The following is a 14,720-nucleotide window of genomic DNA, read 5'->3' on the forward strand; positions in this document are numbered from 1 at the left end:
ACCATGAGTGACAATATTCTTTCACAAGCCGAGATTGATGCTCTGCTCAATGGCGACAGTGCCATTGACGACGCAGAAAACACCGCGTCTGGGGAAAACGAGGTTCGCCCTTACGATCCCAATACCCAACGCCGTGTTGTTCGGGAACGTCTGCAAGCACTGGAAATTATTAACGAACGTTTTGCCCGTCATTTTAGGATGGGGTTGTTCAACATGCTCCGCCGTAGTCCTGACATTACCGTCGGAGCAATAAAAATTCAGCCTTATCACGAATTCGCCCGTAACCTGGCGGTGCCGACCAACCTTAACCTCGTTCACCTGAAACCGTTGAGAGGAACCGCACTGTTTGCATTTGCCCCCAGCCTGGTTTACATCGCGGTAGATAACCTGTTTGGTGGTGATGGACGTTTCCCGACCAAAGTAGAAGGCCGTGAATTCACCAATACGGAACAACGGGTGATTAACCGGATGTTACGTATGGCGCTGGATTCCTACCGTGATGCCTGGGATTCCATTTTCAAAATTGAAGTGGAATATATCCGCTCTGAAATGCAGGTGAAATTCACCAACATCACGACATCACCGAACGATATTGTAGTTACGACACCGTTTCAGGTGGAAATTGGCGCGTTGAGTGGTGAGTTTAACATCTGTATTCCGTTTGCCATGATCGAACCCCTGCGGGAACGCCTGACCAATCCACCATTGGAAAATGTCCGGCAGGAAGACAGCCTGTGGCGGGAAAGCCTGGTAAAACAGGTTCAGCATTCAGAGCTGGAATTGGTCGCTAACTTTGTTGATATCCCGCTGAGGCTGTCAAAAATTTTGCAACTTCAACCGGGCGATATATTACCTATTGATAAACCCGAACGCTTGATCGTTCACGTCGATGGTGTGCCGGTGCTCACCAGTCAATACGGAACATTAAACGGGCAATACGCCCTGCGTGTCGAACACCTTATTAACCCTGTTTTAAATGCTCTGGATGAGGAACAGCCCAATGAGTGACGCTAAACAACCCACAGATACCGCTTCAACCGGGTCTGCCGAAGATATGTGGGCAGAAGCGCTGGAACAACAGGCCGCGCAACAACAAACCTCTGACAATAGCGCGGCAATATTTGAATCTCTGGAGCCTCAGGATGCACTGGCTCATTTATCGGATATCGACCTGATTCTGGATATTCCGGTCAAATTATCCGTCGAACTGGGCCGGACAAAAATGACAATCAAACAACTGCTGAGATTATCTCAAGGCTCCGTTGTCTCTCTTGATGGCCTTGCCGGGGAACCGTTGGATATTTTAATCAACGGCTACCTGATTGCGCAGGGTGAAGTTGTGGTTGTATCGGATAAATACGGCATCCGTATCACCGATATCATCACCCCTTCTGAACGTATGCGTCGACTGAGTCGCTAATATGGCTTTCCAGCCTTCTCTTCATCATGGCGCGACAGAACCTGTCGCGCAAACCCAGGCGGTTACGCAGGTCGCCACTGCCGCACCACTTTCCGCAGGTCAGACACTGATACAAGTCAGTAGCGCGTTAGCCGGTGTTTTACTGTTAATTTTCACCCTCACTTGGTTGATACGCCGTATGGGGCTGGTTTCCGGCAAAGGAAAAACACAGCAACAACTCAGTATCAAAGCCAGTTGTTCACTTGGGCAACGTGAACGTGTCGTCATTGTGGAGGTTGAAAATGACTGGTTAGTATTAGGTGTTACTGCCCAGCAAATTAATTTGTTACATCAGATGCCAATACCTGAATCCAACAGTGATAACCCCGAAGGACACCCCATAAAACCGGCACTGTTTGGTCAGATTCTCAAAAATACCCTGATGCGACAAGGCAAGGCCGATGAAAAAAAGTAGTTCTTTCTTTATGACGGGCAATAAATTCCCATTATCATGCCGCCTGGCAATGGCACTCACTGCGCTGATTTTACCCATGGATGTCGCGGCACAGCTGCCGGGGATTATCAGCCAACCGCTGGCTAATGGCGGACAAAGCTGGTCCCTGCCGGTTCAAACATTAGTGTTTATTACCGCGCTGGGTTTCATTCCTGCGGCTTTACTCATGATGACCAGTTTTACCCGCATTATTATTGTGTTGGGTTTACTGCGTAATGCATTAGGCACCCCATCGGCTCCGCCCAATCAGGTTTTACTGGGGCTGACACTATTTATGACCTTTTTTATTATGTCGCCGGTTTTCGATAAAGTTTATCAGGATGCTTATCTGCCTTTCAGTGAAGATAAAATCAGTCTGGAAACCGCTTTAGAAAATGGCGCCAAGCCATTACGGCAATTTATGTTACGTCAAACAAGGGAAAACGATTTAGCGTTGTTTGCCCGTCTTGCTGACCAGCCCCCTTTTGAAACCGCAGACTCAGTTCCTATGCGGGTACTGATGCCGGCATTTATTACCAGTGAGCTAAAAACCGCGTTCCAGATTGGTTTTACCCTGTTCATCCCCTTTCTGATTATCGACCTGGTGGTTGCCAGTGTTTTAATGGCGCTGGGGATGATGATGGTACCACCCGCGACAATTTCGTTGCCCTTTAAACTTATGTTGTTTGTATTGGTTGATGGTTGGCAATTATTGCTGGGTTCTTTGGCACAAAGTTTTTATGGTTGACCTGAAAAAGAGACAAACATTATGACTCCTGAATCAGTAATGGCATTGGGCACAGAAGCAATGAAAGTCGCACTGGCGCTGGCTGCACCGCTGCTTTTATCTGCTTTATTATGCGGTTTAATTGTCAGCTTATTACAAGCCGCGACACAGGTTAACGAAATGACGCTGTCATTTATCCCCAAAATTCTGGCGGTATTTGTCACTACAGTTATCGCAGGTCCCTGGATGCTGAATCTATTTTTGGACTACATGCGTGGACTCTACAGCAGCATACCCGTGATAATCGGCTGATTATGATCTCTTTTGACAGTGAAATGCTGATCCAGTTTATCAGTGAATTTTTCTGGCCGCTGGTCCGGGTCCTTGCGCTGTTCAGTACCGCGCCATTATTCAGTGAAAAACAGGCCCCTAAAAAAGTTCGGATCGGGTTAGCAGTGATGGTAACGCTGCTCTTAATGCCAAACCTGCAACCTGCGCAAGTGCCTATTTTCTCTGTCGCCGGATTTTGGGTGATGATCCAGCAAATCCTGATTGGCGCATCACTCGGCCTGACCATGCAAATAGCTTTTGCTGCGGTGCGTCATGCAGGTGAAATCATTGGCTTACAAATGGGCCTCTCATTCGCCACCTTTTTTGACCCTTCCGGCGGCCCTAATATGCCCATTCTGGCGCGTATCTTTAACCTTTTGACTTTACTGCTATTTCTGGCTTTTGACGGTCATCTGTGGCTATTATCCGTTCTGGCGGATACATTCCAGGTTATACCAGTACAGCCATTGCAACTCAGTGCTCAAGGATTTTGGCTCTTGGCACAAAGCGCCAGCATGATATTTATCAACGGCATGATGCTGGCTCTACCATTAATCACTCTGCTATTAACGCTGAATTTCTCATTGGGGATCTTAAACCGTATGACACCACAACTCTCCATCTTTGTGGTCGGTTTTCCGCTAACACTCACTACCGGTATCCTGGTACTGACACTTTTAATCCCCATGCTGGCACCATTTTCTGAGCATATGTTCAGTGAATTGTTTAATCGGCTGGCGATAATTATCAGTGGCATGGTTATTTAAAAATGTTTTTTCGAACCAAAATCGGTCTAAAAAAACCATAAGTATTATATACTGTATAAATCGTATTATTTAATGCTGTAAAATTTTATCAATACATAAGAGAAAAGCGCATTTTATCTATATAATAGATTTTTAACAACGACTAAAACCTTATTTTTCAAAGATATTATTAACACAGAAAAATAAAATAGGTTAATGGTGCAGGAACAGTAAATTAATGAATATAGAACAAGAGTTATATAACGCCGCGATTAGCTTAATTGAAAAACGATATCCAAAGGGATGGGGTGGCGCAGCCGCAGTACGGACAGAGTCGGGTAAGATTTTAACCAGTATTGCGCCTGATACCAAAAATGACGCATTATCCCTTTGTATGGAAGTAGGTGCCTATTTGGAGGCACATAAACTTAATGAAGCGGTCACACACTCCTTATGTCTCTGTCGTGAGGATGCCGGTTGTGAATATATCATTTTGACACCCTGCGGAATATGTCAAGAACGTTTGGTTCATTGGGGTGGTTCAGTTAAAGTGGCTGTGACTAATGATAAAAACGCGTTATTATTTAAAACAATACGTGAATTGCAACCTTATCATTGGTCAGCCGTTAATGGAGCAATTCTCTAAATTAGAGGATCTTGGATTCGTAGAGTAAATGCAATTAACTCTCCTTTTAAAAAGTTGCATTTATTGAATTAAATCTGTCCTTGATATAAAACCCTTAATACCTTTGTATTCTCATTTTTAAATGATTATGGCAGGTTAAACATGTTCATCACGCTTCATTGTTGAATCACTTAATCGAAATCCATTAACCATTAGCAGGGATCTGAAAAGAAATAAAAAAAGGGATAAAACGGTTAATTTGGCAGGATTTAAGCCCTGAAAAAAATATTGATTATTGGAAAAAACAGAAAGGGATATTTTTATCTCATCAGGCTATTTACTGGCTGATTTATGAAGACAAAATAAAGGGGGTGATTTATTAAAATTTCTGGTAAAACAACGTCAATAAAGATAAAAATCGGATATGATTAGCGTTGATTAAAAGGTAAAATACAATAACCGATGATGATTAAACTTCACAAAAATCAGGTATTAAAAATGGTAAAAACGTTATACCGATTAAAACCATAAATTAAAAGAATGACTTTTAATAACAGATTAAAACCTACCTGTCATAAAACCCAGGGTAGGATTTAACTTTTTTCCTGCCATATTAATTTATTTATCAGCGGTTTTATACTTCATTTATTTTACATTTACCTAACCTGCCATAATCATTTAAAAGTGCAAATACAGAAGTATTAAATTTTTATATCAAGGGCAAATTTAACTTGGTAAAATATTTCATAAGGAGAGTTAATAGCATTTAATCGGAAATCATTAACCATTAATAGTGAGTTGAAAATAAATCTGCATGTAAAACAATATTACCCAAATAGATGGGGATTAAAGTGCTTTCCCACTGGTTATTTTATGAAGAAAATCGTAAAAATAACGCAATAAAAAAGAGATAAAATGGTTAATCTGGCAGGATTTAAGCTCTGAAAAAAGGATTGATTATTGAAAAAAATAGAAAGGGATATTTTTACATCATCAAGCTATTTACTTGTTGATTTATGAAGACAAAATAAAGGATGGTGATTTATTAAAACTGCTGGTAAAACAGCGACAGTAAAGATAAAAAGTAGATATGATTAGCATTCGTTCATAAACAGGATATTTAGCGCCAACCTGTTATTTTAGATAGAAAAAAGGCTTTATTTATGTCCTGATAATTATCGCAAAATAAAATACCAAAATCAGAGAATAAAGCCGATGACAATTATTGCGTCAGCTCAAGAATATAATCGGTATGGGGCAAATGGCTCAGATCCCTTGGCTGAAACAGTGACGATACAATAAAACCCAGCGGATCATTTTCTATCGGATCGACCGGTATGGTGTGGCGGGAAAAACAGATTTCATCCTCGGTGCCCGGCCCCTTTATCGGGTTTTTAGCCAACTCATGAAACTGAAACACCGGGTTATCCGGGCTATAAAAAATCGCTTTCGGGCAGTGTGGATTATCAGATACACACCGTTTTCCCACCAGGGAAATCGTCACGGGAATACCGTCGGCTTCATCAACCACCCAAATATCACCAATCGGTTCAATCTGGTTATAAATAAAAACCCGTTTACCGACTTTTAAGGTTAATTTGTGAATACAGGGGTCCGGGATTTTACAATCGCAAACGGCACTTTTCATGTTAACTGAGAGCATAGTTTTTCCTTACCTCTCAGTATTAACTGCCGGAAACAGTTAATACTGAGTTAGTTAAATAAGATTCCAAAATAGTGCTACATCTTATACCACTCATAATCCTATGTATAACAACGGGTTGAAGATGGCTATGTGTAGCAGAATTATGAAACGTTATTTAAAACAAACCATAACTATCTTGAAATAACCACTTTTCCATTGATTAAAGAGAACAACGGGTTAAATGTAAATCCATTTTCACCATTTTTATCCCTAATTAATAGTGGAGACTGTATCCCATCTTTAACTTCAAATCGGAATAATCGTCCTCCCATATAGCGCACCAGTTTATATTTACTCCAGTTTATCGGCACTGCCTGATAACCCTTATCAAAGTAATGTTTAAAATCCAATGAGTCAAAATGGATTTGTTCTGTACTGTCATTGGCCTGGGATTCCTCATGCAACGTTAACTGATAAGCTGTTTTCAGTGCCGTTAGGTCCTGGTTTTTCAACATTTGCCAAATATCTGCATAGGCTTTTTTAACCAGTTCAGTACTTGCCACAGTCTCTGGCAAAGGCGTAGCCATAGTCCAAGCCCAGACAGGCAGATCATTTAATGTCACTGTTCGCTCTGTATGATAGTAAAATTCATCCGGGTATTCTTTCGTCCTAATTCTACTAAATTGTGCAGTATCAATATTAAAATTAATAGACTTCATACTATTAGGTTTTAATATTCCATCTTTATCTGCTACCTTAGTGATAATATTAGTAATTTCATTGGAATCATAGGGAGTCATCCTCACCAATCGAATTTTACATTCCGCATCTTTTTCTTTATAAATATATTTATTATCCCGTACACTTAATGGCCCCATATCAAGACTGAGAACGTTTTTGCCATTTTGTAACAATGGTACAATATTATACCCAGTCGATACAGTACCTGATATAGAATTAAAATTATCTAACGTAATAACTCCATTAACTTTAAGTCTACAAAGTACCCTTTTAGTTTCTAAGTAGCTAATATATTTAATTTTATCCATAGTATTTTCTCCATAAGCTGATAGTGTAAACAAGGCCATAAAAAACAAGAAAACTCTTTTCATTGCGATAGCCTCAGTTTGTATGTTGATTTTTCCTTCGGCAGTTTTGGATATATTTCCCATTTCTTCTGCTTCTCGGTATCTACTTTGCTCTGTGGATTAAAGCCACTATTTTTATTTTCATTTATACCTTTCCCCATCCCATACTCCACATAATAACTGGCAACAATCCCCTCATGGAAAAACACCAGATATAATCCATTATCCTGCTTATCCAATTCAAAACACCCTTCTGCTTCAATATCTGCACCGGCTTTAAAATACCCTTCCACCAGATAATATTTAAAACCCGCCTGAATATTCGTTTCCGCACTAATCGCCAACGTACCCTTGACCATATCCCCCAACTGGAATTCCATCTCCCGCTCTTTATTGCTGACATATTTAAACGACAGATTTAACGCCCCTTCCAGTACCATATCTAATTGCGCCCCCAGATAAGCGCCGTCCCGCCCTTCGTCTACCGCCGCCTTTCCTTTTAACCCCTGCTCACGAATAAGCGCAATTAATTTCTCAACACCGAATTCCGTGGCAAACGCCTGAATTAAATCCAGGCGCATTTTGATACCTATCAACGGTGCTAATTCCACCGAAATCGCCTGCTCAAAATAGGCCTCATTACCCTGCGTCGCATTTACCAGTTTACTGCCGCCGCTTAACGTGATTTCCGGTGTCTGGATTTCCATTTCCAGCAGTTTTATTTCCTGGCTGCCTTCACTGGAAAACAGTTTTTGCAGCGTATCAACCGCCTGAAGCCCTTTATTCACTAACCCCAGTTTCTTGCGTTTTGTTTTAAACTCCTCTTCCAACTCATGCGTAAAGGTGCGGGAATAGGGGCCCAGGGTGTAAGCAAAACGCCCTTCGATAGTTAACGTATCCGTTAATTCATAACCGGCGGTGCGTTTATGCCAGTTTTCACCCGGCCTTTTCGCCTGCGGATTGACTTGTTTCCTCGCTGTAAGCGCCTCCGCTTTTCTTTCCGCCACACTTCTTTCCCGGACTGCCTGCTCCGCCCCTATCGTCATATCCAGCGTCCATTCATATTGCGGCAAAACATAAATTGTCGTGTAAAGCGCATCAACCGGGCCCAGTAACAACGCCTTCACCTTATTGTCCGCCAATGGGAATGAGCGCGTGACAAAAGGCTGACCGTAGCATTGCGTCAGTTCAAGAATATAATCGGTATGGGGCAAATGGCTCAGCTCCCCCTGCTGAAACAGTGACGATGCAATAAAGCCCAGCGGATCATGTTCTATCGGATCGACCGGTATGGTGTGGCGGGAAAAACAGATTTCATCCTCGGTACCCGGCCCCTTTATCGGATTTTTAGCCAATTCATGAAACTGAAACACCGGATTATCCGGGCTATAAAAAATCGCTTTCGGGCAGTATGGATTATCAGATACACACCGTTTTCCCACCAGGGAAATCGTCACGGGAATACCGTCGGCTTCATCAACCACCCAAATATCCCCTATCGGTTCAATCTGGTTATAAATAAAAACCCGTTTACCGACTTTTAAGGTTAATTTATGAATACAGGGGTCCGGGATTTTACAATCGCAAACGGCACTTTTCATGTTAACTGAGAGCATAGTTTTTCCTTACCTCTCAGTATTAACTGCCGGAAACAGTTAATACTGAGTTATTTTAAAAAGGCCATAGTTATCTTGAAATAACCACTTTTCCATTGATTAAAGAAAAATATGGGCTGTATGTAAATCCATCTTCGCTATCATTTTTATTTTCAAACAATAAAGGGGAATTATTGCTTTTATCAATTTCAAACCGAAATAACCGCCCCCCCAGATAACGCACCAGCTTATATTTACTCCAATCTATTGGTACTGCCTGATAACCATTATCAAAATCTCGCTTAAAGTCGTAAGAATCAAAATAACTCTGCTCTGTACTGTCATTGGCCTGGGCATGTTCATATAACATTAATTTAGCTGCCGATTGTAAAGCCCCCAAATCTTTATTTTTCATGATTTGCCAAATATCTTCATAGGCTTTTTTAACCAGTTCAATACTTGTCGCTGTCTCCGGCAATGGGGTAGCCATCGTCCAGGCCCAGGCTGGCAGATCATTTAATGTCACTGTCCGTTCTGTGTGATAATAGAATTCATTCGGGTATTCTTTCGTCGTAATTTTACTGAATTGTGCAGTATCAATATTAAAATTAACCGACTTCGTGCTACTAGGTTCCAATGTACCGTTCTTATCTGCCACTCTGGTAATAATATTCGTGATTTCATCGGAATCGTAGGGGGTCACTCTCACCAATCGGACCTTGCATTCTGCATCTTTTTCTTGATAAACATATTTATCATCCCGGGCACTTAATGGTCCCATATCAAGGCTGATAATGTTTTTACCGTTTTGTAATATCACTGCAACATTGTAACCCGTTGATATAGTACCGCTAATCGAACCCAAATTACTTAAAGTGTAGATCCCATTGATTGTAAGTACACAAAATGCCTGATTTGTTTCTAAATAAGCAATATATTTAACTTTATCCATTGTATTTTCCCCATAAGCTGATAATGAAAATAAGGCCATAAAAAACAAAAACACTTTCTTCATTGTGATAGCCTCAGTTTGTATATCGATTTTTCTTTCGGTAACTTCGGATATATCTCCCATTTTTTTTGCTTCTTGTTATCCACTTTACTTCCTTGTCTAATAGACCTGCCATTATTTTTAGGTGGCTTGCTCCCCATTCCATACTCCACATAATAACTGGCAACAATCCCCTCATGGAAAAACACCAGATATAATCCATTATCCTGCTTATCCAATTCAAAACACCCTTCTGCTTCAATATCTGCACCGGCTTTAAAATACCCTTCCACCAGATAATATTTAAAGCCCGCCTGAATATTCGTTTCCGCACTAATCGCCAACGTACCTTTGACCATATCCCCCAACTGGAATTCCATCTCCCGCTCTTCATTGCTGGCATATTTAAACGACAGATTTAACGCCCCTTCCAGTACCATATCTAATTGCGCCCCCAGATAAGCGCCGTCCCGCCCTTCGTCTACCGCCGCCTTTCCTTTTAACCCCTGCTCACGAATTACGGCTATTAATTTCTCAACACCGAATTCCGTGGCAAACGCCTGAATTAAATCCAGCCGCATTTTGATACCTATCAACGGCGCTAATTCCACCGAAATCGCCTGCTCAAAATAGGCCTCATTACCCTGCGTCGCATTTACCAGTTTACTGCCGCCGCTTAACGTGATTTCCGGTGTCTGGATTTCCATTTCCAGCAGTTTTATTTCCTGGCTGCCTTCACTGGAAAACAGTTTTTGCAGCGTATCAACCGCCTGAAGCCCTTTATTCACTAACCCCAGTTTCTTGCGTTTTGTTTTAAATTCCTCTTCCAACTCATGCGTAAAGGTGCGGGAATAGGGGCCCAGGGTGTAAGCAAAACGCCCTTCGATAGTTAACGTATCCGTTAATGCATAACCGGCGGTGCGTTTATGCCAGTTTTCACCCGGCCTTTTCGCCTGCGGATTGACTTGCTTCCTCGCCGCAAGCGTCTCCGCTTTTCTTTCCGCCACACTTCTTTCCCGGACTGCCTGCTCTGCCCCTATCGTCATATCCAGCGTCCATTCATATTGCGGCAAAACATGGATTGTCGTGTAAAACGCATCAACCGGGCCCAATAACAACGCCTTCACCTTAGCATCCGCCAATGGAAATGAACGCGTGACAAAAGGCTGACCGTAGCATTGCGTCAACTCAAGAATATAATCGGTATGGGGCAAATGACTCAGCTCCCCTGGCTGAAACAGGGACGATGCAATAAAGCCCAGCGGATCATGTTCTATCGGATCGACCGGTATGGTGTGGCGGGAAAAACAGATTTCATCCTCGGTGCCCGGCCCCTTTATCGGGTTTTTAGCCAATTCATGAAACTGAAACACCGGATTATCCGGGCTATAAAAAATCGCTTTCGGGCAGTGTGGATTGTCAGACATACACCGTTTTCCCACCAGGGAAATCGTCACGGGAATACCGGCGGCTTCATCAACCACCCAAATGTCCCCTATCGGTTCAATCTGGTTATAAATAAAAACCCGTTTACCCACTTTTAAGGTTAATTTGTGAATACAGGGGGCCGGGATTTTGCAATCGCAAACGGCACTTTTCATGTTAACTGAGAGCATGTTTTTTCCTTAGCCAATATTGACACTGCCACCACCAATCACTATTCCGCCACAACTCACCGCATCACCGGTTCTCGCAGCGGGTTTACCGTCAATAAAAACGGTGCTGGAGCCACCGGCAATTATCCGTGAATGGGATGAATGAGGTGCCAAAATATCCCCCTGACGAGCCAGAGGAATACCATCGGCTTTTACACTGGCAGATCCCGAAATAACCGGCGTTGCTTGACAATCATCATGCGCCGTACCGATATCACCGATTTTTACCGCATTACCCATATTCCCTCCTCATCTCACGAAGTTAAAATAATTAATCTTTAAATTGGAACCAAGGTGATAATGAATCACTTAAATTTCATTTTTTCACCCTTTAATTATCTAATTAGTGTGGTGCCACAATGATGAGATTCTTTACCAGTATCACCAATTTTTACCACATTACCCATCAAGAAAGAATATCGGGCTAAGAACCCGATACTATTAATTAAATCACTTGGACAAAACAGCCGTTAATTAATGAGAAGATTGGTGTGGTAGTAGCCAGAACTGTTTCCCCATCTTCATCATCAACGTAATAATAAGATATTGGGGAACTCTCAGGATCTGATTTATTCACCAATTTAACCATCCTGCCCTGATTCATTATTTTAACTCGGTAGTCATCCCAATTAATCGGTATCATTTTGAAGTTTTTTGCTTTGATATTACTGTAAATTGGTTTACTAGTGAAAATACTCTCTTCACTTTCACCAGTGGCCCAAGCCCAAGCTTTGAGCGCCGTTTTTTGTTGTTCCCGGATGGTATTTATATCTTTGGTATTATAGGTTTTCCAGACCGCCATATAAGCCCGTTGCAGTTGCTGACGTTGTTCAGACGTATCCGTGTAGGGCGTTGCCTTCACCCATTCCCAATCAGGCAAGCCGCTGATTTTTACGCTACGGCTAAACCGGTATAAAGTCATATTGGGTGGAAATTCTTTGGGATCAAAGTATTTTTTCTCTATATGCCCAGCTTCTACATTGTCTGCCTGTATCACATGGCGCACAACCGGCGTACTGATAGCGGCATATTTAGTTTCATTCATTGGTGTGGTTGCCACCGGTTGGCCGTTTTTATCCATTGCCACTTCAATTGCCGTCAGCACTTCACTCTTTTTACCTCGCATAGCGGTCAGTTCCAGCTTGCATTTCGCTTCAGGATTAAAGTGAGCGCGGGCTTTATCTGACACTTCATCTGATGCAAACCAGTCCAATGCCCCGAATTCCAAACTGATTTCGTTTTCGCCATTAGCCATTAACAACATGGAAGCTGTGCTGGCGCTACCAAATCCCCGTCCTTCCCGGGCCGAATCTCGATTATCCATTCCCAGTACATCATTAGTTTTAATGGCACAAAAGGCATATTGGATATCAAATAAACTGCGAATATATAGCCTCGGTTCATTTGCTTGAGCACTTAACATAAAAATCACTCCTGATAACAGTAATAACAGTTTTAATTTCATTTTTTATCCTTTTACTCTTGCTTACCTTCCTGGGAATCCCGCATTGATAAATGGGATTTTATCCAGCTTAGGTTTAGAGTTAGGGTCATAACTCATTTCCCACGATGCAGTTTCAGCTCCCGGGACTATTTCCGGCTGAACAACAGGCCGTTCTTCTCCTATCAAATTAATTCTTAATGGGGATTCACTGACTTTTAACGGATCTGCAATAATCCATTTCCACTTCTTTTTGATTTTAACCATGGATTTTTTCTGTCTATCTGCCTTCATATCCGCAGCCACCTCAATCTCCGCAACAATCCCATCATGATACCCGGCGAGATCAATCCCCCCATCATGTTGATCGAGTTTAAAACCGGCCGCCGTTTTTATAACCCCGTCAGCACTCATCGCAATTTCCATGATCATAATATGGGTTTTAAAGGCCGCGTTTATTTTCCCTGCCAGACTCAATTTCAGATCATTCTTATCACCGGCATCGAAAGTCCATTGCTTTTGTTTATAGGCCGCACCGAGCTGAAAGGACAGGTTACAGGTCAAAATAATGCAACATTCAAGCTCTAAGTAATTTTCATCCTTCGCATTTCTGCGTGCCAGCGCTTCCCTGAATTTGGCGACAATACTGTCTATTTTGCAATACGCGGCACCGAGTTGAATGAGATCCAGCTTTGCGCTCATGCCCATAAAAGGGGTGGCACTGAAGCCTAAAAAATGGCTACTGTCATCGACTGAGGTGGTGCGGTCATAAGCATAAGCCAGACCGATATTGATGGGATTTATATTCAGGTCAAACAGCTGGTAGTGACGGGTCCCTTTACCGTTTGAGTCAGGATCAGGCACCAGGTATTTTTTTGTATAACCTAACAGTTTTTCCACCCGCTTGATGGCGTCTAAACTCTGCCGGGTTTTCCTGACCTTGTTAACTTCGGCAAATTTGGCCGAATAATCTATATCCTGAACAGTTAACGCATACTCAACATGAAGTGCCGTCTCTCTGGAAATATAAAATTCATCCGTATTGACGGTCCACCCTGCACGCAGTTTATTCCCATTTTTAGGTTTAACATTTTCCATGGTATTACGCGCTTTTGCCTGTTCATCACGCCGTTCCTTCATTGACCGTTGACCATGAGAAAAATCAAAGCTGAATCCGACGGAGGCCATAAAACTGACTGAGGGGTAAACCGCCATCGTCACGTATTTTTGCGCACTGATACATCCCTGCGTTATTAACTGATAATAGTGGGGATCACTGTACATATCCGTCGGGTTGGCAAGATTAGACAGATACGACCAGACACTTTGCAAACCATTTTCAATTTCCGTGTCTTCTGACTTATCTTGATAGAATAACGTGACCGCTTGAGGCGTATTAAACGCTATGGTTACCTCTTTTTGTCCCCCGGTCAGCACAGCATGATGTTTCGGGGCGTTATGACATTTATCTTCAATGTGTATTGTGCCTTTTTGTCCTTTGCCATGATCAATCAGGTCCATTTTAATCGCCGGCTTTTCAGGCCAGACTTGAGTATGTTGACCAAAAGTGACGCTTATTTTGTAGATGCAGGGATCCGGGTTGTTACAGGTCATACAGGCAACGCCGGCACGGGGTGAAATAGTTTGTTCAGTCATATTAATTATCTTATTGGCCGTTTAGTTGGGGGGATAAAACCTAATTTCATCAATTTAAATGATGACCGAATGTATTTGACCGGCAAAGCCACGGGCTAAACTTTTCTCTACCCTTGTTGGACAGGGCATTGACTTCATATTTCTGCCTGAAATTATCAGCACCCTGTCGGTTTGATTGTTTAACATATGAACGGGAGCATAGAAAAGGGAAGGAATAATGCACTTATTTTCTTTTAATAACGAAATTTTATTCTGGTCAAATTAAAGATTTTTTGCGGAATATCACAAATAACGATAAGGAATTTAATGCGTTAGAATTAACCGCCTCA

Annotated in this window: 15 protein-coding genes and 1 pseudogene; 8 read left to right on the plus strand and 8 right to left on the minus strand. The window is 42.1% G+C overall.

Annotation, left to right across the window (positions count from 1 at the left end; translation table 11 throughout):
* The first annotated feature begins 3 nt into the window (after window positions 1–3).
* The 8 genes and pseudogenes from fliM to ACGF63_RS00515 form a co-directional block, all read left to right on the plus strand.
* Window positions 4–1,008, plus strand: coding sequence for a flagellar motor switch protein FliM (fliM, locus tag ACGF63_RS00480; RefSeq protein WP_021324074.1), 1,005 nt, complete (start codon window positions 4–6; stop codon window positions 1,006–1,008).
* Window positions 1,001–1,420, plus strand: a complete 420-nt coding sequence (gene fliN / locus ACGF63_RS00485; protein ID WP_046976466.1) for a flagellar motor switch protein FliN — start codon at window positions 1,001–1,003, stop codon at window positions 1,418–1,420. The genes fliM and fliN overlap by 8 nt, the downstream gene beginning before the upstream one ends.
* A gap of 1 nt (window position 1,421) precedes the next feature.
* Window positions 1,422–1,874: a flagellar biosynthetic protein FliO gene (gene fliO, locus ACGF63_RS00490; RefSeq protein WP_152964190.1), complete on the plus strand. Its 453-nt coding sequence runs from the start codon at window positions 1,422–1,424 to the stop codon at window positions 1,872–1,874.
* A gap of 49 nt (window positions 1,875–1,923) precedes the next feature.
* Entirely contained in the window at window positions 1,924–2,640 is a 717-nt protein-coding gene (gene fliP, locus ACGF63_RS00495) for a flagellar type III secretion system pore protein FliP (RefSeq protein ID WP_158020045.1), read from the plus strand.
* A 21-nt stretch (window positions 2,641–2,661) separates the two neighbouring features.
* Window positions 2,662–2,931 carry a flagellar biosynthesis protein FliQ gene (gene fliQ, locus ACGF63_RS00500; RefSeq protein ID WP_132356211.1) on the plus strand — a complete coding sequence of 90 codons (270 nt, stop codon included), beginning with the start codon at window positions 2,662–2,664 and terminating at the stop codon, window positions 2,929–2,931.
* 2 nt (window positions 2,932–2,933) lie between these two features.
* Window positions 2,934–3,716 carry a flagellar biosynthetic protein FliR gene (fliR, locus tag ACGF63_RS00505; RefSeq protein ID WP_387628128.1) on the plus strand — a complete coding sequence of 261 codons (783 nt, stop codon included), beginning with the start codon at window positions 2,934–2,936 and terminating at the stop codon, window positions 3,714–3,716.
* A gap of 217 nt (window positions 3,717–3,933) precedes the next feature.
* Window positions 3,934–4,341, plus strand: a complete 408-nt coding sequence (locus ACGF63_RS00510) for a cytidine deaminase (protein WP_152964186.1) — start codon at window positions 3,934–3,936, stop codon at window positions 4,339–4,341.
* 145 nt (window positions 4,342–4,486) lie between these two features.
* A pseudogene (locus tag ACGF63_RS00515) lies at window positions 4,487–4,691 on the plus strand (IS30 family transposase); the annotation flags it as partial.
* Between the two features lie 851 nt (window positions 4,692–5,542).
* Here ACGF63_RS00515 and ACGF63_RS00520 read toward each other — a convergent pair.
* The 8 genes from ACGF63_RS00520 to ACGF63_RS00555 all read right to left on the minus strand — a co-directional run bounded on the left by ACGF63_RS00520 (window position 5,543) and on the right by ACGF63_RS00555 (window position 14,391).
* A complete protein-coding gene (locus ACGF63_RS00520; RefSeq protein ID WP_387628131.1) occupies window positions 5,543–5,983 on the minus strand; it encodes a hypothetical protein in 441 nt (146 codons plus the stop codon).
* A gap of 173 nt (window positions 5,984–6,156) precedes the next feature.
* Complete coding sequence (locus tag ACGF63_RS00525; protein ID WP_239002596.1) at window positions 6,157–7,137, minus strand: hypothetical protein; 981 nt, start codon at window positions 7,135–7,137, stop codon at window positions 6,157–6,159.
* Window positions 7,074–8,669 carry a hypothetical protein gene (locus tag ACGF63_RS00530; protein WP_387628133.1) on the minus strand — a complete coding sequence of 532 codons (1,596 nt, stop codon included), beginning with the start codon at window positions 8,667–8,669 and terminating at the stop codon, window positions 7,074–7,076. The genes ACGF63_RS00525 and ACGF63_RS00530 overlap by 64 nt, the downstream gene beginning before the upstream one ends.
* A gap of 70 nt (window positions 8,670–8,739) precedes the next feature.
* Window positions 8,740–9,663: a hypothetical protein gene (locus ACGF63_RS00535; RefSeq protein ID WP_387628135.1), complete on the minus strand. Its 924-nt coding sequence runs from the start codon at window positions 9,661–9,663 to the stop codon at window positions 8,740–8,742.
* Window positions 9,660–11,255 (minus strand): hypothetical protein, encoded by a 1,596-nt coding sequence (locus ACGF63_RS00540; protein WP_387628138.1) that lies wholly within the window; start codon window positions 11,253–11,255, stop codon window positions 9,660–9,662. Before ACGF63_RS00540 ends, ACGF63_RS00535 begins: the two co-directional genes overlap by 4 nt.
* Before the next feature lie 9 nt (window positions 11,256–11,264).
* Window positions 11,265–11,534, minus strand: coding sequence for a type VI secretion system PAAR protein (locus ACGF63_RS00545; RefSeq protein WP_387628141.1), 270 nt, complete (start codon window positions 11,532–11,534; stop codon window positions 11,265–11,267).
* 205 nt (window positions 11,535–11,739) lie between these two features.
* A complete protein-coding gene (locus ACGF63_RS00550) occupies window positions 11,740–12,759 on the minus strand; it encodes a hypothetical protein (protein WP_387628144.1) in 1,020 nt (339 codons plus the stop codon).
* A gap of 21 nt (window positions 12,760–12,780) precedes the next feature.
* Complete coding sequence (locus tag ACGF63_RS00555; RefSeq protein ID WP_387628146.1) at window positions 12,781–14,391, minus strand: hypothetical protein; 1,611 nt, start codon at window positions 14,389–14,391, stop codon at window positions 12,781–12,783.
* Window positions 14,392–14,720: the final 329 nt, after the last annotated feature.

This window comes from Photorhabdus sp. RM322S, assembly GCF_042879395.1.
GTDB lineage: Bacteria > Pseudomonadota > Gammaproteobacteria > Enterobacterales > Enterobacteriaceae > Photorhabdus > Photorhabdus khanii.